The sequence below is a fragment of the Pseudomonas sp. KB-10 genome (assembly GCF_018221585.1).
Classification (GTDB): domain Bacteria; phylum Pseudomonadota; class Gammaproteobacteria; order Pseudomonadales; family Pseudomonadaceae; genus Aquipseudomonas; species Aquipseudomonas yangonensis.
The window spans coordinates 361,299-383,933 of sequence record NZ_QYYB01000004.1 but is presented as its reverse complement, the minus strand read 5'-3'; the positions used below and the strand labels follow the sequence as shown (position 1 = coordinate 383,933).

At 65.6% G+C, this 22,635-nt stretch carries 20 protein-coding genes; 10 read left to right on the top strand and 10 right to left on the bottom strand.

What is annotated here, in order from left to right; all coding sequences use genetic code 11:
• The 5 genes from DXK50_RS13580 to DXK50_RS13560 all read right to left on the bottom strand — a co-directional run bounded on the left by DXK50_RS13580 (position 1) and on the right by DXK50_RS13560 (position 4,002).
• Positions 1 to 573, bottom strand: a complete 573-nt coding sequence (locus tag DXK50_RS13580; protein ID WP_212630672.1) for a YceI family protein — start codon at positions 571 to 573, stop codon at positions 1 to 3.
• 142 nt (positions 574 to 715) lie between these two features.
• Positions 716 to 1,036, bottom strand: a complete 321-nt coding sequence (locus DXK50_RS13575; protein ID WP_161867393.1) for an amidase — start codon at positions 1,034 to 1,036, stop codon at positions 716 to 718.
• On the bottom strand, positions 1,033 to 2,151 hold the full coding sequence (locus DXK50_RS13570; RefSeq protein ID WP_212630671.1) for a serine hydrolase domain-containing protein: 1,119 nt from the start codon (positions 2,149 to 2,151) through the stop codon (positions 1,033 to 1,035). The genes DXK50_RS13575 and DXK50_RS13570 overlap by 4 nt, the downstream gene beginning before the upstream one ends.
• 108 nt (positions 2,152 to 2,259) lie before the next feature.
• Positions 2,260 to 3,045, bottom strand: coding sequence for an oxygen-binding di-iron domain-containing protein (locus DXK50_RS13565; RefSeq protein ID WP_161867391.1), 786 nt, complete (start codon positions 3,043 to 3,045; stop codon positions 2,260 to 2,262).
• 66 nt (positions 3,046 to 3,111) lie between these two features.
• Complete coding sequence (locus tag DXK50_RS13560; RefSeq protein ID WP_212630670.1) at positions 3,112 to 4,002, bottom strand: acyl-CoA dehydrogenase middle domain-containing protein; 891 nt, start codon at positions 4,000 to 4,002, stop codon at positions 3,112 to 3,114.
• A gap of 147 nt (positions 4,003 to 4,149) precedes the next feature.
• Between DXK50_RS13560 and olsB the strand changes: the two genes are divergently transcribed.
• Together olsB and DXK50_RS13550 are read left to right on the top strand one after the other, a co-directional pair.
• On the top strand, positions 4,150 to 4,881 hold the full coding sequence (gene olsB, locus DXK50_RS13555; protein WP_161867389.1) for an L-ornithine N(alpha)-acyltransferase: 732 nt from the start codon (positions 4,150 to 4,152) through the stop codon (positions 4,879 to 4,881).
• A gap of 91 nt (positions 4,882 to 4,972) precedes the next feature.
• Positions 4,973 to 5,755 (top strand): lysophospholipid acyltransferase family protein, encoded by a 783-nt coding sequence (locus DXK50_RS13550; RefSeq protein WP_212630819.1) that lies wholly within the window; start codon positions 4,973 to 4,975, stop codon positions 5,753 to 5,755.
• A gap of 79 nt (positions 5,756 to 5,834) precedes the next feature.
• Here DXK50_RS13550 and DXK50_RS13545 read toward each other — a convergent pair whose 3' ends face one another.
• Positions 5,835 to 6,683: a universal stress protein gene (locus DXK50_RS13545; protein WP_212630669.1), complete on the bottom strand. Its 849-nt coding sequence runs from the start codon at positions 6,681 to 6,683 to the stop codon at positions 5,835 to 5,837.
• A gap of 151 nt (positions 6,684 to 6,834) precedes the next feature.
• Here DXK50_RS13545 and DXK50_RS13540 point away from each other — a divergent pair, with 151 nt between their 5' ends.
• Complete coding sequence (locus DXK50_RS13540) at positions 6,835 to 9,552, top strand: cation-transporting P-type ATPase (protein WP_212630668.1); 2,718 nt, start codon at positions 6,835 to 6,837, stop codon at positions 9,550 to 9,552.
• Positions 9,553 to 9,654: 102 nt separating this feature from the next.
• Here the strand turns inward: DXK50_RS13540 and DXK50_RS13535 are convergent, their stop codons facing one another.
• Positions 9,655 to 10,254, bottom strand: a complete 600-nt coding sequence (locus DXK50_RS13535) for an acyl carrier protein phosphodiesterase (protein ID WP_161867385.1) — start codon at positions 10,252 to 10,254, stop codon at positions 9,655 to 9,657.
• A 122-nt stretch (positions 10,255 to 10,376) separates the two neighbouring features.
• Here DXK50_RS13535 and DXK50_RS13530 point away from each other — a divergent pair, with 122 nt between their 5' ends.
• Positions 10,377 to 10,679 (top strand): ArsR/SmtB family transcription factor, encoded by a 303-nt coding sequence (locus DXK50_RS13530; RefSeq protein ID WP_041769672.1) that lies wholly within the window; start codon positions 10,377 to 10,379, stop codon positions 10,677 to 10,679.
• 26 nt (positions 10,680 to 10,705) lie between these two features.
• Positions 10,706 to 11,755, top strand: coding sequence for an alkene reductase (locus tag DXK50_RS13525; protein ID WP_212630667.1), 1,050 nt, complete (start codon positions 10,706 to 10,708; stop codon positions 11,753 to 11,755).
• A 217-nt stretch (positions 11,756 to 11,972) separates the two neighbouring features.
• Here DXK50_RS13525 and DXK50_RS13520 read toward each other — a convergent pair whose 3' ends face one another.
• Positions 11,973 to 12,824 (bottom strand): ATPase, encoded by an 852-nt coding sequence (locus tag DXK50_RS13520; protein WP_212630666.1) that lies wholly within the window; start codon positions 12,822 to 12,824, stop codon positions 11,973 to 11,975.
• 367 nt (positions 12,825 to 13,191) lie between these two features.
• Between DXK50_RS13520 and DXK50_RS13515 the strand changes: the two genes are divergently transcribed.
• Positions 13,192 to 13,476 carry a hypothetical protein gene (locus DXK50_RS13515; RefSeq protein WP_161867382.1) on the top strand — a complete coding sequence of 95 codons (285 nt, stop codon included), beginning with the start codon at positions 13,192 to 13,194 and terminating at the stop codon, positions 13,474 to 13,476.
• Here the strand turns inward: DXK50_RS13515 and DXK50_RS13510 are convergent.
• Entirely contained in the window at positions 13,467 to 14,465 is a 999-nt protein-coding gene (locus DXK50_RS13510; protein ID WP_212630665.1) for an NAD-dependent epimerase/dehydratase family protein, read from the bottom strand. The genes DXK50_RS13515 and DXK50_RS13510 overlap by 10 nt on opposite strands.
• Before the next feature lie 99 nt (positions 14,466 to 14,564).
• On the bottom strand, positions 14,565 to 15,461 hold the full coding sequence (locus DXK50_RS13505; RefSeq protein WP_161867380.1) for a LysR family transcriptional regulator ArgP: 897 nt from the start codon (positions 15,459 to 15,461) through the stop codon (positions 14,565 to 14,567).
• A gap of 95 nt (positions 15,462 to 15,556) precedes the next feature.
• Here DXK50_RS13505 and DXK50_RS13500 point away from each other — a divergent pair, with 95 nt between their 5' ends.
• The 4 genes from DXK50_RS13500 (at position 15,557) to arcD (ending at position 22,607) form a co-directional block, all read left to right on the top strand.
• Positions 15,557 to 15,970, top strand: coding sequence for an ACT domain-containing protein (locus tag DXK50_RS13500; RefSeq protein WP_212630664.1), 414 nt, complete (start codon positions 15,557 to 15,559; stop codon positions 15,968 to 15,970).
• Complete coding sequence (locus DXK50_RS13495) at positions 15,970 to 16,572, top strand: LysE/ArgO family amino acid transporter (RefSeq protein WP_161867378.1); 603 nt, start codon at positions 15,970 to 15,972, stop codon at positions 16,570 to 16,572. Before DXK50_RS13500 ends, DXK50_RS13495 begins: the two co-directional genes overlap by 1 nt.
• Before the next feature lie 248 nt (positions 16,573 to 16,820).
• Positions 16,821 to 20,756, top strand: a complete 3,936-nt coding sequence (gene putA, locus DXK50_RS13490; protein ID WP_212630663.1) for a trifunctional transcriptional regulator/proline dehydrogenase/L-glutamate gamma-semialdehyde dehydrogenase — start codon at positions 16,821 to 16,823, stop codon at positions 20,754 to 20,756.
• Between the two features lie 423 nt (positions 20,757 to 21,179).
• Entirely contained in the window at positions 21,180 to 22,607 is a 1,428-nt protein-coding gene (gene arcD / locus DXK50_RS13485; RefSeq protein ID WP_212630662.1) for an arginine-ornithine antiporter, read from the top strand.
• Positions 22,608 to 22,635: the final 28 nt, after the last annotated feature.

Below are 22,635 nucleotides of genomic sequence, written 5' to 3'. Positions count from 1 at the left end.
TCAACGCGCCGTGAAGATCAGCACGGCACCCACCGGCACCGACAGGCTGATGGCCGGCAGGTCGGCGAGCTTGCGCAGCGCCTCGACGCCACTGCCCAGGGCGAAGTCCTCGGCGTGCAACACCAACGGCGCCAGGGTCACGACCTGAAAGCGGCGATCATCGAGGCGGGTCACCAACAGCTCGCTGTCCAGCTCTTGCGTGCGCTCGTTAAGGGTCAGCTGCAGCGGCATACGCAATTCCAACTGCGCGCCGGGCGCCAGGTCGGTGAGTTGCGGCAGCTCGACCTGGGCACTGATGCGCGCCTCGGGCAGACGCGAGGTGTCGAAGAGCAGGGTTCGCAGTCGTTCGTCACGCAGTGGGATGCCGGTGCTCAGCGAATCCAGATCCACACGCAGGCGCACACGTCCATCGGCGGCGATCTGCCCGTGCAGGGTGAGGAAGCGATGCACCTCCGACTGGCTGCCGGAATGGGTGGAGATGAACGACAGCCGCGAGGACTCGTTGTCCAGATACCAGTCGGCGTGAACGGGCAAGGCGGCAGCAAGCAACAGGGCGAGGAGCGAACGGCGCATGAAAACTCGATAAAGGCATGACCAGGCGGCAACGATAGTCGCCAAGGCCGGCGTTGCAAAGCAAGACGCGCCTGGCTCCCCTCTCCTATTAATTTTATGGGGGCACGCCTGGTGGAGAGGGGTTGGGGGGAGAGGGCCGGCTCTACTCGTTCGGCAACAACTGGCAGCCCTGCCGCTCGCCCAGCCATACCGCGCTGTGGGTGCGGCCCAGCCCGCTGGCGGTCACGCGCCTGGCGTTCTCGTCATCGAGCAGGCTGCTGATCGGCACGTACTGCTTCACATAGCCCTCGCAATAGGCCGCCGGGTTACCACTGACGTAACGGCAGGAGCAATACTCCTTGGCCGTGTAGGCACCGATGATGTCGGGAAACGCCGCCAGATGCGCGCGGTTCGGCCAGGCCCAGGCCAGCAGCAGGATCAGCAGCAGCGCCAGCATGCTGAGGATCGGGTGACGACGAATCATGGCTGCACCTCCGTGGCGAAGGCCGCCTGCACGCGTTTGAGCAATTCGTTGTGCTGGAAACTGCGGTCGCGGTCATCGGCGTAGCGCACCACCACCAGCTTCTCCTGCGGCATCACGTACAACCCCTGCCCCCAGTGGCCCAGCGCGGCGATGGTGTCGGCCGGCGCATCCGGCCAGGGCCGCGCGGCGCCCGGCAACTCGGCATTGAGCCACCAGTGCCCACCCGGCACGGCATCGCCCGGCGCGAAGCCCTGTGGCTGATAACCAGCGAAGGGTGTGGAGACGAAATCGATCCAGGCAGTCGGCAGCAACTGGCGCTCGCCCCAACGTCCGCCGCGCTGCATCAGCAGGCCGACCCGGGCCAGGTCACGCGCGCTCAGGTAAGCATAGGACGAGGCGACGAAGGTGCCGCTGGCATCGCGCTCCCAGGTCGCGCTGGTGATGCCCAGCGGCTCGAACAGTGCCGTCCAGGGATAATCGGCATAAGCCTGGTCGCCGACCATGCCACGCAACGCGGCAGCCAACACATTGCTGTCGCCACTGGAGTAACGGAAGCGCACGCCAGGCGCGGCATCGGCCTCGTGTGCGGCGGTGAACGCGGCCATGTCGGCGCGGCCACGGGTATAGAGCATGGCCACCACCGAGGATTTCAGCGGCGCGTATTCGTAATCTTCTTCCCAGGTCAGGCCCGAGGCCCAGTTGAGCAGGTGGCCGATCTTGATCTGCGCATGCTCGGCCATCGCCGGGTAGTACTGCGCGGCCGGCGCATCGAGCTTGAAGCGTCCTTCGCCATAGGCCACACCGAGGATAGTGGCGAGCAGGCTCTTGGCCATCGACCAGGTCAGGTGCGCGGTCTGCGCCGTGGTGGGCTCGGCGTAGCGCTCGTAGACGATCTGCCCGTCGCGTATCACCAGCAGCGCGTCGGTACGCACGCCCGTGCGCTCGACGTCATCGCGCTCGGGAAAAGCGTAGTGTTCCAGTTCGGCCAGCGCGGCGCTGTCGATACGAGGTTGGCTCTGCCAGTCGGGTTGCGGCCAGCTCTGCGCCAGGGCGGTGCTGGCAGCCAGGCTGAGAGCGAGCGCCAGGCTCAGTCGACGAAGCAAGGAAGTGGGCATGGGCGGCCTCGATCAGAAATCGTGGCGCACCCTAGCATGACGAAGATGACGGCTTGAAGGGCCTGTTGCGCCATCTCCGCGGCTCTTTCGGGCAGCGCGCCTCTGCCGTCACTTGGGCAGTTGATAATCCTCGGGCCCCATCAGATCGAGACCGCATTCGAGGTTCTCGATCCAGTAGAGAAAGGCGCTGATCATTTCCGCGCCGACGAAGGGCCGGCCGTGCTGCGGCACGATCATTTCCACATCCATTTCGCGCACCATCGCCGCCCACAGGCGGCAGGCCTTGTTGCCGGCCATGTAGCGGCGATGGAAGCCCTCCATGTTCGGCACGTGGTTGACGAAATCGCGCACCGGCGTAGCGTCGTCGACCATCGAGGCGCCCATGTCGCCGGAGAAGAGGATCTTGCTCACCGGATCGTACACCTGGAAGTTGCCCACCGAGTGCAGAAAGTGCGCCGGCACGGCCTTGAGCGAGCATTTGCCGAGCGGAATGCTCTGGCCGCGATCAGGCAGGGCGATGATGCGGTCGAAGGTGTTGATGCCGCGGCTCAGCACCAGGTAGTTGGCTGTCAGGTGCGGCAGAAAGCGCGCCCACAGCTTGGAGCAGATCACCCGCGCGCGGGTGTGCAGCAGCCACTTGTCCAGCGAGGCGATGATGTCAGGGTCCTGGTGCGAGGCGAAGATGTAGGTCAGATCCTGCACCGGAATATGCTTGGACAGCTCCAGCGACAGAGGCGTGTAGGTCAGGTCGCCACCCGGATCGAGCAGCAGATACTGCTCGTTGTCGGTGATCAGAAACTGGTTGGACTGCACGCCTTCGCCGCTGACCAGGTCATCGAACATCAGGCATTGGTGGCTGCCGTTATCGAACAGCACGATGGGCTCGCGGCGCATGGAAACCTCTTGGATGATTCACCAGGCAACCTTATGCGCGCCTCCGCCAGCCGGTACTGATATGGATCAACAGCCGGCGACAATCTGCCGCGCTTTCTCCAGGCGTTTAGCGCGCGCCGCCTCGGCAATACGCAGCAAGCCCCTGTCACGCCGCCACAGTTCCGCCCAATGCGTCGGCCCGGTCGCCAGAGCGGCCTCCATCTCGTCGGCCAAGGCCTGCTGCTCCGCGAAAAGGCCGGCCAGCAGCAAGTGCGTGGTCGGCGCATTGGGCGCCTGCCGCGCCAGCTCGGCGCACCCGGCGAGCAGCGCCTGCAGACGCAAGAGCAAGGCGTCCGGCCAGTTACATTCACGGCCGATGCCGAACAGCCAGGCGCTCACCGCTGTGAGCACGTGCACGTCCTCCAGGGTTCGAAAGGGTTTCACGTAGTCGTCCCAACCATCGCCGGCCAGGCGCTCGCTCTGCGCCTGCTGCAAATGCAGTCGCGCATGGCCGATGTCCGGCATCAACGGCAGCGCAGGCAGTGGCTCGATACGCACGCCCGATGCCCCCTGGCGCAACACACCCAGGGCAAGGCGTGGCGGTTGTCCCTCGCCCTCCTCGCGCGCCGCCACCAGCAGCCAGTCGGCGCATTCGGCGGCGGTGACGAAATCCTTGCGACCGCTGATCTGCAGGCCTTCGATGCGCGTGGTCATGTCGGCAGGTCGCGTGCTGCGACTCTCCGTTACGCACAGCGCGCCGGCCGTCCAGGGCGCCGCCGGCCAGAGCATGCGCAGCGCCGCCTGATAGCCGGCAAGAAAGGCCAGGCCCGGCGTGGCCGCCTGCAGACCGCCCAGCAAAGCGAGCTCGAAAGGCTGCGGCGTGCCGCCCAGTCGCGCCAGCAGACGTGCATACCAATCCTCCAGCCCGGCTTCGGCAGTCAGACGCTCGATGGGCTGAAACAGGCTCGACCAAGGCATTGCGGCTCTCCTCGTGGGCAGCTTCGGACTGCCGTCACACAAGCATCAAAAAAGCTTCACGGTGGTGACACCGCAGCTACCTAGCCTGAGCTTGCCCAACAAGATCGACCGGCTGCAAGCATCCAGCCGGCACACGGAGGATCTGGCATGACTCAAAACGCTCGCCGTCTGCAGGCCGAACGCCTGCAAGGCCCCGCCGCCCTGCGTGAAGCTCAGGCCTTGCGCTATCGCGTGTTCAGCGCAGAATTCGACGCCAAGCTCAACGGCGCCGAACTGGGTCTGGACATGGACGACTACGATATCCACTGCCGCCATATCGGCGTGCGTGACCTGGAAAGCGGCCAGTTGGTAGCCACCACCCGCCTGCTCGACCACCAGGCCGCCGCAGGCCTGGGGCGCTATTACAGCGAAGAGGAATTCGCCCTGCACGGCCTGGCCGGCCTCGAAGGCCCGGTGCTGGAGATCGGCCGCACCTGCGTCGATATCGCCTACCGCAACGGCGCCACCATCGCCGTGCTCTGGAGCGAACTGGCCGAAGTGCTCAACGAGGGCGGCTATCGCTACCTGATGGGCTGCGCCAGCATCTCCATGCAGGACGGCGGCATCCAGGCCCATGCCGTGATGCAGCGCCTGCGCGAGCGCTACCTGTGCACCGAGCACCTGCGTGCCGAACCCAAGCACCCACTGCCGCAGCTGGATCTGCCGGGCAACGTCATCGCCGAAATGCCGCCGCTGCTCAAGGCCTACATGCGCCTGGGCGCGAAGATCTGCGGCGAACCCTGCTGGGACAGGGACTTCCAGGTGGCCGACGTGTTCATCCTGCTCAAGCGCGACGAGCTGTGCCCGCGTTACGCCCGGCACTTCAAGGCCGCAGTCTGAACCCGGTTGCAGGAGCGACATGACTGCCGCTAATGGCCAAACGGCGCTACCCGTGGATAATGCCGGCACCCGCTTTCAACCGGAGGCCTCGATGGCCAAACTGCGTCTATCCCTACGCCTGTTCCACCTGGCCCTGGTCATCGCCTTCGGCACCCTGCTGGCCGGCGTCGTCAGCCTGTGCGAACGCGTGGTACGGCACGACCTGATGCCCCTGCGCCAGCGCCTGACGCGCTGGTTCCTGGCACGCCTGGGTGGTGCGCTGCCGTTTCGCGTGCGGGTCGAAGGCGAGTTGCCCGAAAAGCCGATGCTGTGGGTGGCCAACCATGTGTCATGGACCGACATTCCCCTGCTCGGCGCCCTGCAGCCGCTGTCCTTCCTGTCCAAGGCGGAAGTGCGCGCCTGGCCAGTGGCCGGCTGGCTGGCGCACAAGGGCGGTACGCTGTTCATCCGTCGCGGCGCGGGCGACAGCGGCCAGGTCGGCCAGCAGCTCACCCGTCACCTGCAGCAGGGCCATCACCTGCTGATCTTCCCTGAAGGCACTACCACCGATGGCCTGGCCCTGCGCACCTTCCACGGCCGTTTGCTGAGCAGCGCCATCGACAGTGGCGTGGCCGTACAGCCCGTGGCGATTCGTTATCTGCGCGATGGCCAGCCCTGCCCAGTGGCGCCTTTCGTGGGCGACGATGACATGCTCTCGCACCTGCTGCGCCTGCTTTCCAGTTCCGCCTGCGAGGTGGAGATCCGCCTGCTTGAGCCGATTTCCAGCGAATCACGCAGCCGCAACGAACTGGCCCGGCACAGCCAGGCCGCAATCGCCTGCGCCTTGCAGCTGGAAACGCCCGCCATGGTGCCGACCGAAGCCGAAGCTGCCTAAGCTAACGCGTAGCCCGTATGAATCCGGGGGCGTTTGCAAGGGCTCCCTGGATTTCATCCAGGCTGCAGGCCATAGCCGTTCAGCCAGCCGGCGGCACGATCAAGGCATCGCTGTCGAGCGTACCCAGCAGGCGGCTGGCCACGCTGCCCAGGAAGAAGCGCGAGACGCCCTCACGGGCATGGGTGCCGAGTACCAGCAGATCGGCACCGGACTGACGCAAGGCCTCACCGATCACCCCTTCGGGCGATCCGATCTGCACCAGCAGGCGCTCGTGGCTCAGCGTCGCGCCGACTGCATCCAGACGCTCCACCAGTTGCTCACGCAGCAGCTTGCGCTGGTTTTCCATCACTTCGGCGCTGATACCCGCCTCCATCATCGCCCCCGCTGCCAGCGGCTCGACCGCGCTGGCCACATGCAGGCTGTCCAGGCTCGCCAGACCCAGGTCGCGTGCGCGTTTGAGGGCGTGTTGCGAGGTGCGCGACAGGTCCATCGCCAGTAGCGCGTGACGGTACTCGTGGGTCACCGGACCATTGACCCGCAGCACCGGCAGATGGCTGCTGCGCACAACGCGTTCGAGCGTGGTGCCGACGAAGAAATCACGCAATGCCGACTTGCGATGGGCCCCCACCACCAGCAGATCGGCGCCCATGCCCTGGGCACCTTCGACGATCAGAGTGGCGGCCTCGCCGGTGGCCACGATCACCCGCGGCACGCTGCCGGCCTGTTCGCCAAGGCGCTCGGCCTGCGCCTGCAACAGCGTTTCTGCCTGTTGCACCTGACGCTGCACGTGCGCGGCCGGCGCATCGTCGTCGATCACATGCAGCAGGCTCCATTCGCCGCCACCCTGGCGACGGATCAGTTGTACGGCGCGTTGCACCGCGTGCGCCGAACGCTCGGACAGGTCGGTCGCTACCAGAATCTTGATCATCTCGTTTCCTCCATGGGATTCACACCGAGTTACATTCAAGCCGCTCCTGCCGGTCCACTCCTTGATGCAGGTCAGGCACAGCGCAGCAAAGCGCTCTAGGGTTGCCAGGAAAGCCCGTGAGATCACCCGACTCGCCGAAGGAGATGCGTCCATGTCCGGCTCACCCTCTGTAGATAGTGACCACGCCTGGCACGGTTTGACTGCACAACAGGCGCTCGAGGCGCAGCACAGCAGCGCCAGCGGCCTCAGCCAGGCCGAAGCCGAACGACGTCTGCAGCGCCATGGCGCCAACCGCCTGCCACCACCGCAACGCCGTGGGCCGCTGCTGCGCCTGCTCTATCAGTTTCACAACGTGCTGCTCTATCTGATGCTGGTGGCCGCGCTGATCACCGCCCTGCTCGGCCATTGGATCGACACCTCGGTAATTCTCGCCGCGGTGCTGATCAACGTGATCATCGGCTTCATCCAGGAAGGCAAGGCGGAGAATGCGCTGGACGCCATCCGCAACATGCTCTCGCCTCACGCCATGGTGCTGCGCGGCGGAGAACGCCACGAAATAGATGCCGAACACCTGGTGCCCGGCGACGTCGTGTTGCTGGTATCCGGCGACAAGGTGCCGGCCGATCTGCGCCTGCTCGGCGTGAAGAACCTGCTGGTGGAGGAAGCCGCACTGACCGGCGAATCGGTCCCGGTGGAAAAATCCGTAGCCCACTGCAACCTCGACGCCGCACTCGGCGACCGTCGCTGCATGGCCTATTCCGGCACGCTGGTGAGCAGCGGCCAGGCCACCGGCGTGGTGGTGGCCACCGGCGCCGACACCGAACTGGGGCGCATCGGCGCCATGTTGCAACAGGTTCAGGCGCTGTCGACCCCGCTGCTGCGGCAGATCGAACAATTCAGCCGCTGGCTGGCGGTGATCATCCTGATCCTGGCCTTCGCCACCTTCGTCCTCGGCATTCTGTGGAACGGTCAGAACCCCGGCGACATGTTCATGATGGTGGTGGCCCTGACCGCAGCGGCCATCCCTGAAGGGCTGCCGGCGATCATGACGGTGATTCTGGCCCTCGGCGTGCAGCGCATGGCTGGTCACAACGCCATCGTACGGCGCCTGCCGGCGGTGGAAACCCTGGGTTCGGTGACGGTGATCTGCTCGGACAAGACCGGCACCCTGACCCGCAACGAGATGACGGTGCAGCGCGTGGTCAGCGCCAGCCGCGTTCTCGATGTCTCCGGTGTTGGCTACGCCCCGGAAGGAGCCTTCCACCAGGACGGCACGCTGCACGAGCCCGACGCCGACCTGCTGGAGATCGCCCGCGCCGCGCAACTGTGCAACGACGCCCGCCTGCATCAGAACGAAGCCGGCCACTGGCTGTTGCACGGCGACCCCACCGAAGGCGCGCTGCTGACTCTGGCACTGAAAAGCGGCCTCGATATTCACAGCCTGCAGATGCAGTTGCCACGCAGCGACGCGATTCCGTTCGAGTCCGAGCATCGCTTCATGGCGACCCTGCATCACGATCACACCGGCCATGGTCTGATCTATCTGAAGGGCGCTCCGGAGCGCGTGCTGGAGATGTGCTCCAGCCAGCGCAGCGCAGACGGCGGCAGCGTGCCACTGGACGCCGATTACTGGCGACGCCAGGCCACCGACCTGGCCGCCCGTGGGCTGCGCCTGCTGGCCCTGGCCAGCAAGGCCGCACCGGCTGAACAGCGCACGCTGAACTTCGCCGACGTGGAGGATGGGCTGACGCTGCTGGCCCTGGTCGGCATCATCGACCCGCCTAGGGAAGAAGCCATCGCCGCCGTGGCCGAATGCCAGCGCGCCGGCATTCGAGTGAAGATGATCACCGGCGATCACGCCGAAACCGCACGCGCCATCGGCGCGCAACTGGGCATCGGCGTCGGCCTGCCGGCGCTGACCGGCGCCGAGCTGGAGCTGCTCGATGACCGCCGCCTGCGCGAGGTGCTGCCCGGCGTCGAGGTATTCGCTCGGGCCAGCCCGGAGCACAAGCTGCGCCTGGTGCAGAGCATGCAGGACAGCGGCCAGGTGGTGGCCATGACCGGTGACGGAGTCAACGATGCGCCGGCCCTGAAACGCGCCGATGTAGGCGTCGCCATGGGCCTGAAGGGCACCGAAGCGGCCAAGGAAGCGGCCGAAGTGGTGCTGGCCGACGACAATTTCGCCACCATCGCCGGCGCCGTGCGCGAGGGTCGGGCGATCTACGACAACCTGAAGAAATTCATTCTCTTCGCCCTGCCCACCAACGGCGGCCAGGCGCTGATCGTGATTTTCGCCATCCTGTTCCAGGTGATGCTGCCACTGACACCGGCGCAGGTGCTGTGGATCAACATGGTCACCTCCAGCACCCTGGGTCTGGCGCTGGCGTTCGAGCCCAGCGAGCGCGGCCTGATGAACCGCGCTCCGCGGGCGCCGAACGAGCCTCTACTGTCCGGCTTCTTCGTCTGGCGCGTGGTGATGATCTCGGTGCTCATCGCCGGTGCCGGCATCGCCCTGTTCCTCTGGGAACTGCAGCTTGGCAACGACCTGGGCAGTGCAAGGACCGTGGCGGTCAACGCCGTGGTTATGTGCGAGATCTTCTACCTGCTCAACTGCCGCAGCCTGTTCGGCTCGGTGCTCAGCCGCGAAGCCCTGCTGGGCAACCGAGCGGTACTGCTGACCATCACCCTGTGTCTGGTGCTGCAGGCGCTGTTCACCTACGCGCCGCCGCTGCAAGGCGTATTCGGCTCGGTCGGCATGAGCCTGGAGCAATGGCTGCGGGTGCTGCTGGCGGGCCTGGCGCTATTTGCCTTGGCAGAGCTGGAGAAATGGGTGGTGCGGCGCTATCACCTGCATCCGCAGGCGGTCTGAACGCCAGAGCAACGATGCAGTGATGTCGTCGCGGCTGAAGCCCCTCCCACGGTGCCAGACATCCGCTTCTGTGGGAGGTGCTTCAGCCGCGAGCGGGGATGCTCACCCCCGGATTGCCTCCGGGCCACGCCCCAGCTCCGCCGCGGCGAATGCCATCAGCTGCGGATAGAAGGCGCGAAAGTCTTCGCTGAGCGGTTCGTACAGACGCTCCAGTTCGCTCAGGCTGCCGTCGAGCAACTGTGGTCTGGACAGCCGCCGCTGCATGCCGGCAATCACCTGCTCCAGCACCGCGAACTCGCGGTAGCTGCCCAGCCAGTCCTGCGCAGCCATGCGCGGCGCCATCAGAGCCAGACGCCCCGGCAACTCCGGTTCGGCAGCCAGCACCTGATACACCCGACCAGTGAAGCGCTCCAGCGGCAAAGTGGCATAGGCCTGCCAATCACGCGCCAGGCAATGGTCGAAGAACAGGTCCAGCAGCATGCCGGCCATGCGCCGTCGCTCAAGCGGGAAACGCGCTCGTGCGCGTGCCTGCAGCGGGTGACTGTCGGTGAAGGCATCGATACGCCGGTGCAGACGGATGGCGGCCTCGATCTGCGCCGGCCAGCGTCCGTTGAGCGGGCCTTTGACGAAATCGCCATAGAGGCTGCCAAGCAGCTGTGCCGGCGCATCGCCGCCGAGATGCAAATGGGCGAGGTAGTTCATCCGGCGAGCTTAGCACTGACAAGACATCGAAGCGGTTGATGGAGACTATCGGAACAAACGATCTGTATATCGCTCAGAGACGATATAAGGTTCGCCACATGCCGATACGCAACGATCACGCCATGGACATCGATCTCGACGCCATCATCAAGGCCCTCGCCCACCCGGTACGCCGCGACATCCTCGACTGGTTGAAGGAGCCCGAACGCCACTTCGCCGAACAGGATCACCCGCTGGAGATCGGCGTGTGCGCCGGCAAGATCTTCCTGCGCACCGGGCTTTCGCAGTCCACCGTTTCCGCCCATCTGACCACCCTGCAACGCGCCGGTCTGGTGACCAGCCGCAAGGTCGGCCAGTGGCACTTCTTCAAGCGTAACGACGAGCTGATCCAGGCCTTCGTCGAGCGCCTAGGCCAGCAACTCTGATTCGACTCTTCCTTCGGAGAAATCACATGCCCACACTGTTCGACCCTATCCAGATCGGTGATCTGCACCTGAACAATCGCATCATCATGGCGCCGCTGACTCGCTGCCGTGCCGACGAAGGCCGTGTGCCCAATGCACTGATGGCCGAGTACTACACCCAGCGCGCCTCGGCCGGCCTGATCATCAGCGAAGCCACCGCCGTCACGCCGATGGGCGTGGGCTACCCGAACACCCCCGGCATCTGGTCCGACGAGCAGGTGCGTGGCTGGAGCAACATCACCCAGGCGGTGCATGCCAATGGCGGCAAGATAGTCCTGCAACTGTGGCACGTCGGGCGCATCTCCGACCCGATCTACCTGAACGGCGAACTGCCGGTCGCGCCCAGCGCGATCCAGCCGGCCGGCCACGTCAGCCTGGTGCGGCCGATCAAGGACTACGTCACCCCGCGCGCACTGGAAACCGAAGAGATCGCCGATATCGTCGAGGCGTATCGTCAGGGCGCCGAGAATGCCATGGCGGCCGGTTTCGATGGCGTGGAAATCCACGGTGCCAATGGCTACCTGCTCGACCAGTTCCTGCAGAGCAGCACCAACCAGCGCACCGACCGCTACGGCGGCAGCGTCGAAAACCGTGCTCGCCTGCTGCTGGAAGTGACCGATGCCGCCATTTCCGTGTGGGGCGCCGGCCGCGTTGGCGTACACCTGGCGCCGCGTGCCGACTCGCACGACATGGGCGACGCCAACCGCGCTGAAACGTTCGGCTACGTCGCCCGCGAACTGGGCAAGCGCGGCATCGCCTTCATCTGCGCCCGCGAGAAGGAAGGCGACGACAGCCTGACACCGCAACTGAAGAAGGAATTCGGCGGCGTGTTCATCGCCAACGAGCGTTTCACCAAGGACCGGGCCAACGCCTGGCTGGCTGAAGGCAAGGCCGATGCGGTGGCATTCGGTATCCCCTTCATCGCCAACCCGGACCTGCCGGAGCGTCTGCAGCAGGACGCAGAGCTGAACGAGCCGCATCCGGAAACCTTCTACGGCTCGGGCCCGGTCGGTTATATCGACTATCCGCGCCTGTAAGGCGCTTCATGTAGGGTGCGCTGCGCGTACCAACGGGCGAGACGAGCAATGTCGCTGCGCGCGGCGCACCCTACGACAGAACAGCAAAATCGCCGCGCCCCTTGCAGGAGCGCGGCGTTTTCACAGGTGCATTCGTTCGAGGTAGGAGCGAGCTCTGCTCGCGAATCGCTGTAGCAAACATATCTTCGCGAGCAAAGCTCGCTCCTACATCCAGGGCTCAACGCGCATTGATCTGCTGCTGCAGATTCGCCACCTGGCTCTGCAGCGTGTTGATGTTGCGCGTCATCTGCGCACGGAAGGCATCGAACTCGGCGGTAGTCGGGCCCGCGCCAGTGGCGGCCGGGCGATTGTCCAGCTCGCTGCGCAGCACCAGCAGATCCTGCTCCAGGCTGCGGATGGCCTGGGCCGGGTTGCCCTGCTTCTTCAGCGCATCGATATCGCCACCGAGCGCCTTGATACGGGTATCGAGCCTGGCCAGTTCGGCCAGCGTCGCCTTGGCGTCACCCTGCGCGGCCTTCAGCGCTGCCTGCTCGCTGCTCAGCGCCTGCAGGCGCTTGTCGAAATCGGCGCTGGCACCAACGCCACTCTTCAGTTCGCTACCCAGTTGCTCGACGCGCTTGTCCAGCGCGGCCTGAGCGGTTGCGCTCTGCTGTTGCTGCTTGCTCAGTTCGGCCAGGCGCGTCTCCAACTGTTTGACCTGCAGCTTGAGCGCCTCGCTGCCGCTGGTGACGCTGGATTCGGTGGCCACCACCTTGCCGGAAATATCCTGAATACGTCCGGCGGCCTCTTCGCTGATACGCGCGAAGCTCTCCTGGGTCGCCACCAGGCGCTGCTCCATCAGGCCGATCTGTTGCAGGCTCCACCAGCCCAGGCCGGCCAGGGCGAAACTCAGCGCACCAACCAACGCCCACAACGGCCCGGTGCTGCCCCCCCTGGCCGCCGGCGCCTTGCTGCTGGTCACGCGGCTGCTGCGCGGGGCCGGCTCCTCGCGTGGCTCGGCGAAATCCTCGCGGCGCTCCGGGGTCAGGCTGGGCAGGTTGTCGAGCTCATCATTGGCGTCATTGCGCATGGTCGGACCTATGGCTGGAACGTAGAAACGGAAATGCCGCGCAGTATACCGATTCGCCACTATGGCATCAGCGTCGCGCCAAGCAGGTGCGTGGCGCACCCACAAAGGGCGCGACAGGGCCATCGACTCGCCTGCAGCCCGGCAGTTCCGCAAAACTTGAACTGGTACGCACTTTGCTTTTTTTGATCCCGTCCTGAACGCGCTCATGGCGCGTCGCTCACGAGCCAGCAAGCGGCCTGAAAGTTCTTCAATGCACTCAGCACCAAAATACGTGTGCGTGTGAAAGCCACCAGGAAGTGGCTAGCCAGGTCACGGCGGGCGAGGATGCCGCACCCCGTGCCCCTTCAACCAACCGGGGGAAGTCGCGATGGAACTGAACAAAGAAGTACTGGACTGCATGAAAGCGCTGCGTCGTCGCCTGCGCGAAGAGCAGGCAGTGGACATTCGCCTCAGCCAGCCCGACGCCATCGGTGCCATGCTCGATGGCAGCCTCAAGTCCGATGACGAAGAAACCCGCAGCCTGGGCAGGCGCCTGGCCGAGCTCTCCGATCAACCCCGGGGCGTCGCGACGCCCGAGGCGGCAGCGGAGTTGCCGGCCGGCGGCGCAACCGGCTCGGTGCGCATCTATCGCGGCCAGCGCATCTACGCCTGAGGCCCCATCTGCGCCTGCCACCAAGTGCAGAACTCGTCCAGCGCTTCCCACAGGCTGGCCCTGGGCTCGTAGCCCAGGTATTCACGGGCACGATCGATGTTCAGGGAGAAATCCCTGGCCATCACCGCCACGCCCAGGCGAAACAGGCTCGGTTCGGGCCGCCCGGGCAGCAGGCGACACACACCCTCGTTGAGCGTCGCCGCAGCATAGGCCAGCGGCAACGGCACATGCCGGGTCACCGGTGGCAGCTCCAGGCGGCGCAGCACGTAGTTGACCACATCCCACAACGGCACCGGCGCGCCATTGCTGATGTTGTACACCTGCCCGAGGGCCGCACCACCGACCTGCAGCGAGCTGAGCAGGGCCTCGTTGAGATTGTGCACGTTGGTGAAATCGACCTTGTTCAGGCCATTGCCGATGATCGCCAGGCGGCCCTTGCGCTGCATGCCGATCAGTCGCGGGAAGATGCTGGTGTCGCCGGCTCCGGTGACGAATCGCGGGCGCAGGGCGATCACCTCCAGGCCAAACTCCTGCGCGGCGAATACCTGTTGCTCGGCCAGGTATTTGGTCTTGCCGTAGTGATCGGAGAAGCGCTTGGGCACTTGCTCCTCTCGGACATCGACATAGGATTTGCCATCGAAGTAGATCGATGGCGAAGACAGATGCACGAGACGCCGCACCTTCTGCTTGAGGCAGGCATCGACGATGTTCTCGGTGACCGTCACATTGGCCTGATGGAAATGCGCATAGTCGCCCCACACGCCAACGGCGCCGGCGCAGTGCACCACTGCCTCTACGTCCCGGCACAGCGCCTGGGCCAGCTCGGCATCGCCCAGGTCGCCCTGAACGAACTCGGCGCCGCGCTTGATCAGGTGCTGCACACCCTCGGCACGGCGGCCATTAACCCGCACTGCCAGACCTTGCTCGAGGGCGAAACGGGCAAAACGCCCACCGATGAAACCACTCGCACCAGTGACCAGAATCCTCATCGTCCCCCCAACATCGTTTTTTATAATGGCCGCACTCTAGCAGCGCTCATTCCGGACTGCGCTGTCGGCGAAGGCCAGAACGACGACCCGGCAGGCCGCTTATGAAAGCTGTGGTACCAGCACCGAAGCCGAGTGGCGACGCAACTGCGCGGTCAGCTCGCCGAACAGCTCACCGCCGTTGCGCCAGTGGTGCCAGTACAGCGGCACGTCGATGAAGCGCTCCGGCACCAGGTCTACCAGCCTGCCGCAGGCCAACTCCTCGCGCACCTGCAACTCCGGCACCAGGCCCCAGCCCAGGCCGCCTTCGGTCAGGCGCACGAAACCTTCCGATGAGGGACACAGGTGATAGGCAAAGGCGCCGGTAACCCCCAATCCCGCCAAGTAGCGGTGCTGTAACTGATCGTCCGGGCCATAGACGATGGCCGGCGCCCGCGCCAGCGCCTCGGCCGTGACGCCAGTGGAAAAGTGCCGCGCGATGAAGGCCGGGCTGGCCAGCGCGCGATAACGCATCGCCCCCAGTGCCAGGCTGCGCGCGCCGGCTACCGGCCGCTCGGCGGCGCATACGCAGCCGGCCACCTCGCCCGCGCGCATGCGCTTGAGGCCCACTTCCTGATCCTCGACCACCAGCTCCATCAGCACCCGCCGGGTGGCGCAGAACTCGGCCGTCGCCGCCGCCCACCAGGTGGCCAGGCTGTCGGCGTTGATGGCGATGCGCAGACGCTCCGGCAAGGCCTGTTCATCCAGCGCGGGAACCTGAGCCTGCAGGTCGCGCTCGAGCAGGCGCACCTGCTGTACGTGGTTGAGCAGACGCTGGCCGATCTCGGTGGGCGCCGGAGGCATTGCACGCACCAGCACGGGCTGGCCGACCCGTGCCTCGAGCAGCTTGATGCGTTGCGATACCGCCGACTGCGACAGGCCCAGCACCTGCGCCGCCCGCTCGAAACCGGCCTGCTCCACCACCGCTGCCAGGGCGGCCAGCAATTTGTAATCGAACAATCGATTTTCCTAATGTGCAATCAGCATTATTTGTTTCTCTTATACCCCTTCGCGCCGCAGACTCGCCAGCATCCACCTTACCTCTGGAGCCCAGCATGGCCGGCGAAACCGATCTCTCACGTTTGCTGCAGAGCATGACGCCGCGGCTCAACCCCGGGCAGTACGTGTTCTGCTGCGTCGCCACCGACCACGACTGCAGCGGCCTGCAACCCATCGCCAGCCTGCGCGAAGCCGAGGGCCTGAGCCTGGTGTTGCAGCGCGACGTCGCCGACGCCCACGGTCTGGGTTACGACTACATCGCCGCGTGGATCACCTTGCAGGTCCATTCGTCGCTGGCGGCCGTGGGCCTGACCGCGGCGTTCTCCGCCGCCCTGGCTCAGGCCGGTATCAGTTGCAACGTGGTCGCCGGCTTTCATCACGACCATCTCTTCGTGCCCATCGAACGCGCCGAACGGGCGCTGTCCACCTTGCGCGCGCTTGCAGCCGCCGCCACGCCGGAGTCAGCCTGATGTGGCAGAGCTACAGCAATGGCCTGCTGGTGGCCATCGGTCTGATCATGGCCATCGGCGCGCAGAACGCCTTCGTTCTGGCGCAGAGCCTGCGTCGCGAACATCACCTGTCGGTGGCGGCGCTGTGCATCGTCTGTGACGCGGTGCTGGTGGCGGCGGGCGTGTTCGGCCTCGCCACCTTGCTTGCGCAAAGCCCGACGCTGCTGGCCATCTCCCGCTGGGGCGGCGCCGCGTTTCTGCTCTGGTACGGCAGCCAGGCGCTGCTGCGCGCCGCCCGCCCACAATCACTGCAGGCGGCTGGCAGCGAACCGCGTTCGCTTCGAGCGGTGATGCTCGCAGCGCTGGCGGTCACCCTGCTCAACCCGCACGTCTATCTCGATACCGTGCTGCTGATCGGTTCGCTCGGCGCCCAGCAGCCCGAACCCGGTGCCTATGCGGCGGGGGCTGCCAGCGCCTCCTTGCTCTGGTTCAGCGCCCTGGCGCTTGGCGCGGCCTGGCTTGCGCCCTGGCTGGCCAGGCCGCTGACCTGGCGCCTGATCGACCTGGGCGTGGCGGCGATGATGTTCGCGGTGGCGGCCCAGTTGATAGTCGGAACAATCTGAAAGGCCCGCCGCCGGTCAGGACGTGTCGCAACCGCTACCCTGACGATGGTCTATCCTCAAATACCGAGGCCATGGCGGCGGGTTGCACCTTTTACCTTATTAAGCCGATCAGGGTGGTTCCGGGCAGCGAGCAACGTCCGTCGGATCATTGAAAATAATGGTTGCACCTGGTTGCACCCGCTTTTTTACGGGTTTAATCTCGCGCAGATTTTTTGCCGTGAATAACCCGAACAAGTAGGACTTCCCCCATGGCTACCACGACCCTTGGCGTAAAACTCGACGATGCCACCCGCGAGCGCTTGAAGACCGCCGCAGCAAAGATCGACCGCACCCCGCACTGGATGATCAAGCAGGCGATCTTCAATTATCTGGAGCAGGTCGAGAGTGGCCTGACGCCCGCCGAGCATGCCGGCCTGGCCGCTGCTGCCGGTGAGGAAGCCCTGGAGTCGCTGACCGAGCAGGGTCTGCAGGTGTTCCTCGACTTCGCCGAGAGCATCCTGCCGCAGTCGGTACTGCGCGCTGCCATCACCAGCGCCTACCGTCGCCCGGAAACCGAAGTGGTGCCGATGCTGCTGGAGCAGGCGCGCCTGAACCCGCAGCAGGCCGAGGCCTCGCAGAAGCTGGCGCTGGGCATTGCCGAGAAGCTGCGCAACCAGAAGAACGCCAGCGGCCGTCAGGGCCTGGTGCAGGGTCTGCTGCAGGAGTTCTCGCTGTCGTCGCAGGAAGGCGTGGCGCTGATGTGCCTGGCCGAAGCCCTGCTGCGCATCCCCGACAAGGCCACCCGCGATGCGCTGATCCGCGACAAGATCGCCAACGGCAACTGGAGTCAGCACCTCGGCCAGAGCCCGTCGATGTTCGTCAACGCGGCCAGCTGGGGCCTGCTGATCACCGGCAAGCTGGTGTCCACCCACAACGAGGCCGGCATGACCTCGGCGCTCAACCGCATCATCGGCAAGAGCGGCGAGCCGGTGATCCGCAAGGGCGTGGACATGGCCATGCGCCTGATGGGCGAACAGTTCGTCACCGGCGAGACCATCGCCGAAGCCCTGGCCAACGCCGCCAATCTGGAAGCCAAGGGCTTCCGCTATTCCTACGACATGCTCGGTGAGGCCGCGCTGACCGAGGAAGACGCCAAGCGCTACCTGGCCTCCTACGAGCAGGCCATCCACGCCATCGGCAAGGCCTCGCACGGTCGTGGCATCTACGAAGGCCCGGGCATTTCGATCAAGCTCTCTGCCCTGCACCCACGCTACAGCCGCGCCCAGTACGAGCGCGTGATGGACGAGCTGTACCCGACCCTGCTGGGCCTGACCCAACTGGCCAAGCAGTACGACATCGGTATCAACATCGACGCCGAGGAAGCCGACCGCCTGGAGCTGTCGCTGGACCTGCTCGAGCGCCTGTGCTTCGAGCCGAGCCTGGCCGGCTGGAACGGCATCGGCTTCGTCATCCAGGCCTACCAGAAGCGCTGCCCGTACGTCATCGACTACGTCATCGACCTGGCCAAGCGCAGCCGTCATCGCCTGATGATCCGCCTGGTCAAGGGCGCCTACTGGGACAGCGAGATCAAGCTGGCTCAGGTCAACGGCCTGGAAGGCTACCCGGTGTACACCCGCAAGCCGTACACCGACGTGTCCTACATCGCCTGTGCGCGCAAGCTCCTGGCCGCGCCGGAAGCCATCTACCCGCAGTTCGCCACCCACAATGCCCACTCGCTGTCGGCCATCTACCACCTGGCCGGGCAGAACTACTACCCGGGCCAGTACGAGTTCCAGTGCCTGCACGGCATGGGCGAGCCGCTGTACGAGCAGGTTGTGGGCAAGCTCAAGGACGGCAAGCTGAACCGCCCGTGCCGCATCTACGCGCCGGTGGGCAGCCACGAAACCCTGCTGGCCTACCTGGTACGCCGCCTGCTGGAAAACGGCGCCAACACCAGCTTCGTCAACCGCATCGCCGACCACAGCATCTCGCTGAAAGACCTGGTGCTCGACCCGGTGCAACAGGTCGAGCAGATGGCCGCGCAGGAAGGCGCCGTCGGTCTGCCGCACCCGCGCATTCCGCTGCCGCGCGACCTGTACGGCAAGGAGCGGGTCAATTCTTCGGGCCTGGATCTGGCCAACGAACATCGCCTCGGCTCGCTGTCCTCGGCGCTGCTGTCCACCGTCAACCACAGCTACCTGGCCGAGCCGATGCTCGGTTGCGATGGCGCCAACCCGGGCGAGCCGGAGCCGGTGCGCAACCCGGCCGATCATCGTGACCTGGTCGGCCACGTGCGCGAAGCCAGCGTTGCCGATGTCGACAGCGCCCTGCTCTGCGCCCTGGCCAGCGGCCAGATCTGGCAATCCACCCTGCCGGCCGAGCGCGCCGCCGTACTGGAGCGCGCCGCCGACCTGATGGAAGCCGAGCTGCAGCAGCTGATGGGCCTCTTGGTACGCGAGTCCGGCAAGACCTTCGCCAACGCCATCGCCGAAGTGCGCGAGGCGGTGGACTTCCTGCGCTATTACGCGATCCAGGCGCGCAGCTTCGGCAACGACAGCCACCGTCCGCTAGGCCCGGTGGTGTGCATCAGCCCGTGGAACTTCCCGCTGGCGATCTTCAGTGGCCAGGTGGCCGCCGCATTGGCCGCCGGCAACACCGTGCTGGCCAAACCGGCCGAGCAGACCCCGCTGATCGCCGCCCAGGCCGTGCGCATCCTGCGCGAGGCCGGCGTCCCGGCTGGCGCCGTGCAGCTGCTGCCGGGCCGTGGCGAAACCGTCGGCGCGCGCCTGGTGGGTGACGAGCGCGTGCGTGGGGTGATGTTCACCGGCTCCACCGAAGTGGCCGGCATCCTCCAACGCAACATCGCCGGTCGTCTCGACGCCCAGGGCCGCACCATTCCGCTGATCGCCGAGACTGGCGGCCTCAACGCCATGATCGTCGACTCCTCGGCGCTGACCGAGCAGGTGGTGATGGACGTGGTCGCCTCTGCCTTCGACAGCGCCGGCCAGCGTTGCTCGGCCCTGCGCGTGCTGTGCGTGCAGGACGACGTGGCCGATCGCGTGCTGACCATGCTCAAGGGCGCCATGGCCGAATACAGCCTCGGCAACCCGGAGCGTCTGAACACCGACATCGGCCCGGTGATCGACGCCGAAGCCAAGGCCGGCATCGAAACCCACATCGCCAAGCTGCGCGAGAAAGGCCGCAAGGTCACTCAACTGGCACGCGTCAACGGCGAGGAGATCAAGCGCGGCACCTTCGTCGTACCGACCTTGATCGAGCTGGACAGCTTCGACGAAATGAAGCGCGAGATCTTCGGCCCGGTGCTGCACGTGGTGCGCTACCAGCGCGCTGACCTTGGCAAGCTGCTGCAGCAGATCAACGACAGCGGCTACGGCCTGACCCTCGGCGTGCACACCCGCATCGACGAGACCATCGCCCAGGTGGTCGGCACCGCCAAGGTCGGCAACCTGTATGTCAACCGCAACATGGTCGGCGCCGTTGTCGGCGTGCAGCCGTTCGGCGGCGAAGGTCTGTCCGGCACCGGCCCGAAAGCCGGTGGCCCGCTGTACCTGTATCGTCTGCTGTCGACCCGTCCGCAGGAGGCGGTCGCCCAGTACCTGCAACAGGCCGAGGTGCAGACCCTGCCGGTTCCGAGCGAACTGGACAAGGTGCGCGCCGCCTTCGCCGAGTGGGCAGGCAAGCAGGAGCCGGGCATCGCCGCGCTGTTCGAGCAGTACCGCGCGCTGTCGCAGAGCTACAGCAGCCACACGCTGACCGGCCCGACCGGCGAGCGCAACAGCTACAGCCTGCTGCCGCGCGAGCGCGTGCTCAACCTGGCCGACGAGCGCAGCGACCTGCTGGCCCAACTGGCCGCCACCCTGGCGGTGGGCAGCAAGGCGATCTGGCTGGAAAGCCAACGCGCGCTGCACGCGGAACTGCCGAAGGAGGTGCAGAAGCACATCCAGCTGGTGGCCGACTGGAACAGCATCGATGTGGAGCTGGACGCCATCCTGCACCACGGCGATTCCGACCAGTTGCGCGCGGTGAGCGAGCAGGCAGCGCAGCGCAAGGGCGCCATCGTCGGCGTGCACGGGCTGAACAAGGGCGAAACCGACATTGCGCTGGAGCGCCTGCTGATCGAGCACGCCTTGAGCGTCAACACCGCAGCGGCTGGCGGTAACGCCAGCCTGATGACCATCGGTTAAACGCCGCTGTCATCTCGTGGAAAGCTGGCTGAAAGCTTTCCACGCCATGCTGTACCCACGCGGCGCAGCTGCCTGCAGGGGCTACCCGCCCGGCACCGCGTTCTCTCCTTCCGACCTTCGGGTCTGCGCCAGCCTACCCGGCCGGCGCATCGAGCGGGGCCAAACGCCCCGCCCGCTCTTCCCCCCTCGAAACTCCATCTCAGTTAGCCATCATTGCGTAACGAAAAGTTCGGACTATCGTGTCAGGACTGGTGCGCCCAGGCGCGCCGGTCGGAGCTGCATTCCTGACTCGTTCAGGTGCTCGACAACGCCTGCATACAGGGATGTGCGTTGACGAATCCTGACTATTGATTCAAGTCAGGATGCAGTGCTCGTCAAACGCGCTCAATACCTATGTCCCCTTGTGACACGGAGGTAATTGAGATGTCTGATTCGACACAAAAACTCCGCCTCGGCGCATTGATTGCGCTGGTCGTCGGCTCCATGGTCGGCGGCGGTATTTTCTCCCTTCCACAAAACATCGCTGCCAGCGCCAGCGCCGGGGCCACGCTTGTCGGCTGGCTGATCACCGGTGTCGGCATGCTGACCCTGGCGTTCGTGTTCCAGACCCTGGCCAACCGCAAGCCCGAACTCGACGGCGGGGTCTACGCCTACGCCAAGGCCGGTTTCGGCGACTACATGGGTTTCTCATCGGCCTGGGGCTACTGGATCAGCGCCTGGATCGGCAACGTCAGCTACATGGTGCTGCTGTTCTCCACCCTGGGTTACTTCTTCCCGGTGTTCGGTGAAGGCAACACCCTGCCGGCGGTGATCTGCGCCTCGCTGCTGCTCTGGCTGCTGCACTTTCTGGTGCTACGCGGCATCAAGGAGGCGGCGTTCATCAACACCGTCACCACCATCGCCAAGATGGTTCCCCTGGCGCTGTTCATCATCATCGCCGCCATCGCCTTCAAGTTCGACGTCTACACCGCGGATTTCTGGGGCCATGGCAACAGTGAACTGGGCAGCGTGATGGATCAGGTGCGCAACATGATGCTGGTCACCGTCTGGGTGTTCATCGGCATCGAAGGCGCAAGCATCTTCTCGGCCCGAGCCGAGAAACGCAGCGACGTTGGCAAGGCCACGGTGCTCGGCTTCGTCGGCGTGCTCCTGCTGCTGGTGCTGGTCAACGTGCTCAGCCAGGGCATTCTGGCTCAGGCCGAACTGGCCGGCCTGAAGAACCCGTCCATGGCCGGTGTACTGGAGCAGGTAGTGGGTCCCTGGGGCGCACAGCTGATCGCCATCGGCCTGATCGTCTCACTGGCTGGAGCCTTGCTGTCGTGGACGCTGCTGTGCGCCGAGATTCTCTTCGCCAGCGCGCGCGACCACACCATGCCGGAGTTCCTGCGCAAGGAGAACGCCAACCAGGTTCCGGCCAATGCGCTGTGGCTGTCCAACGGGCTGATCCAGCTTTTTCTGATCATCACTTTGTTCAGTGCCTCCACCTACCTCAGCCTGCTGTATCTGGCCACCTCGATGATTCTGGTGCCGTACTTCTGGTCCAGCGCCTATGCAGTGCTGCTGGCCGTGCGCGGCGAGACCTACGAAAACGCCGCTGGCGAGCGCAACAAGGATCTGCTGATCGCGGGTATCTCTACCCTTTACGCGGTCTGGCTGGTGTACGCCGCTGGCGTGCAGTACCTGCTGCTTTCGGCACTGCTGTATGCGCCTGGCGCGATTCTCTTCGCCAAGGCCAAGCGCGAACTGGGTCACCCCATCTTCACCGGCGTCGAGAAGCTGATTTTCGTCGTCGTGCTGATCGGTGCCGCCATCGCCGCCTTCGGGCTGTATGACGGCTTCCTGAGTCTGTAACACCGCTGGCCGGCGGCCCGCGACGGGC

Excerpts from the sequence above, each read along its gene's own strand:
- DXK50_RS13580 (WP_212630672.1), bottom strand. The coding sequence starts at position 573 with ATGCGCCGTTCGCTCCTCGCCCTGTTGCTTGCTGCCGCCTTGCCCGTT.
- DXK50_RS13575 (WP_161867393.1), bottom strand. The coding sequence starts at position 1,036 with ATGATTCGTCGTCACCCGATCCTCAGCATGCTGGCGCTGCTGCTGATC.
- DXK50_RS13570 (WP_212630671.1), bottom strand. The coding sequence starts at position 2,151 with ATGCCCACTTCCTTGCTTCGTCGACTGAGCCTGGCGCTCGCTCTCAGC.
- DXK50_RS13565 (WP_161867391.1), bottom strand. The coding sequence starts at position 3,045 with ATGCGCCGCGAGCCCATCGTGCTGTTCGATAACGGCAGCCACCAATGC.
- DXK50_RS13560 (WP_212630670.1), bottom strand. The coding sequence starts at position 4,002 with ATGCCTTGGTCGAGCCTGTTTCAGCCCATCGAGCGTCTGACTGCCGAA.
- olsB (WP_161867389.1), top strand. The coding sequence starts at position 4,150 with ATGACTCAAAACGCTCGCCGTCTGCAGGCCGAACGCCTGCAAGGCCCC.
- DXK50_RS13550 (WP_212630819.1), top strand. The coding sequence starts at position 4,973 with ATGGCCAAACTGCGTCTATCCCTACGCCTGTTCCACCTGGCCCTGGTC.
- DXK50_RS13545 (WP_212630669.1), bottom strand. The coding sequence starts at position 6,683 with ATGATCAAGATTCTGGTAGCGACCGACCTGTCCGAGCGTTCGGCGCAC.
- DXK50_RS13540 (WP_212630668.1), top strand. The coding sequence starts at position 6,835 with ATGTCCGGCTCACCCTCTGTAGATAGTGACCACGCCTGGCACGGTTTG.
- DXK50_RS13535 (WP_161867385.1), bottom strand. The coding sequence starts at position 10,254 with ATGAACTACCTCGCCCATTTGCATCTCGGCGGCGATGCGCCGGCACAG.
- DXK50_RS13530 (WP_041769672.1), top strand. The coding sequence starts at position 10,377 with ATGGACATCGATCTCGACGCCATCATCAAGGCCCTCGCCCACCCGGTA.
- DXK50_RS13525 (WP_212630667.1), top strand. The coding sequence starts at position 10,706 with ATGCCCACACTGTTCGACCCTATCCAGATCGGTGATCTGCACCTGAAC.
- DXK50_RS13520 (WP_212630666.1), bottom strand. The coding sequence starts at position 12,824 with ATGCGCAATGACGCCAATGATGAGCTCGACAACCTGCCCAGCCTGACC.
- DXK50_RS13515 (WP_161867382.1), top strand. The coding sequence starts at position 13,192 with ATGGAACTGAACAAAGAAGTACTGGACTGCATGAAAGCGCTGCGTCGT.
- DXK50_RS13510 (WP_212630665.1), bottom strand. The coding sequence starts at position 14,465 with ATGAGGATTCTGGTCACTGGTGCGAGTGGTTTCATCGGTGGGCGTTTT.
- DXK50_RS13500 (WP_212630664.1), top strand. The coding sequence starts at position 15,557 with ATGGCCGGCGAAACCGATCTCTCACGTTTGCTGCAGAGCATGACGCCG.
- DXK50_RS13495 (WP_161867378.1), top strand. The coding sequence starts at position 15,970 with ATGTGGCAGAGCTACAGCAATGGCCTGCTGGTGGCCATCGGTCTGATC.
- putA (WP_212630663.1), top strand. The coding sequence starts at position 16,821 with ATGGCTACCACGACCCTTGGCGTAAAACTCGACGATGCCACCCGCGAG.
- arcD (WP_212630662.1), top strand. The coding sequence starts at position 21,180 with ATGTCTGATTCGACACAAAAACTCCGCCTCGGCGCATTGATTGCGCTG.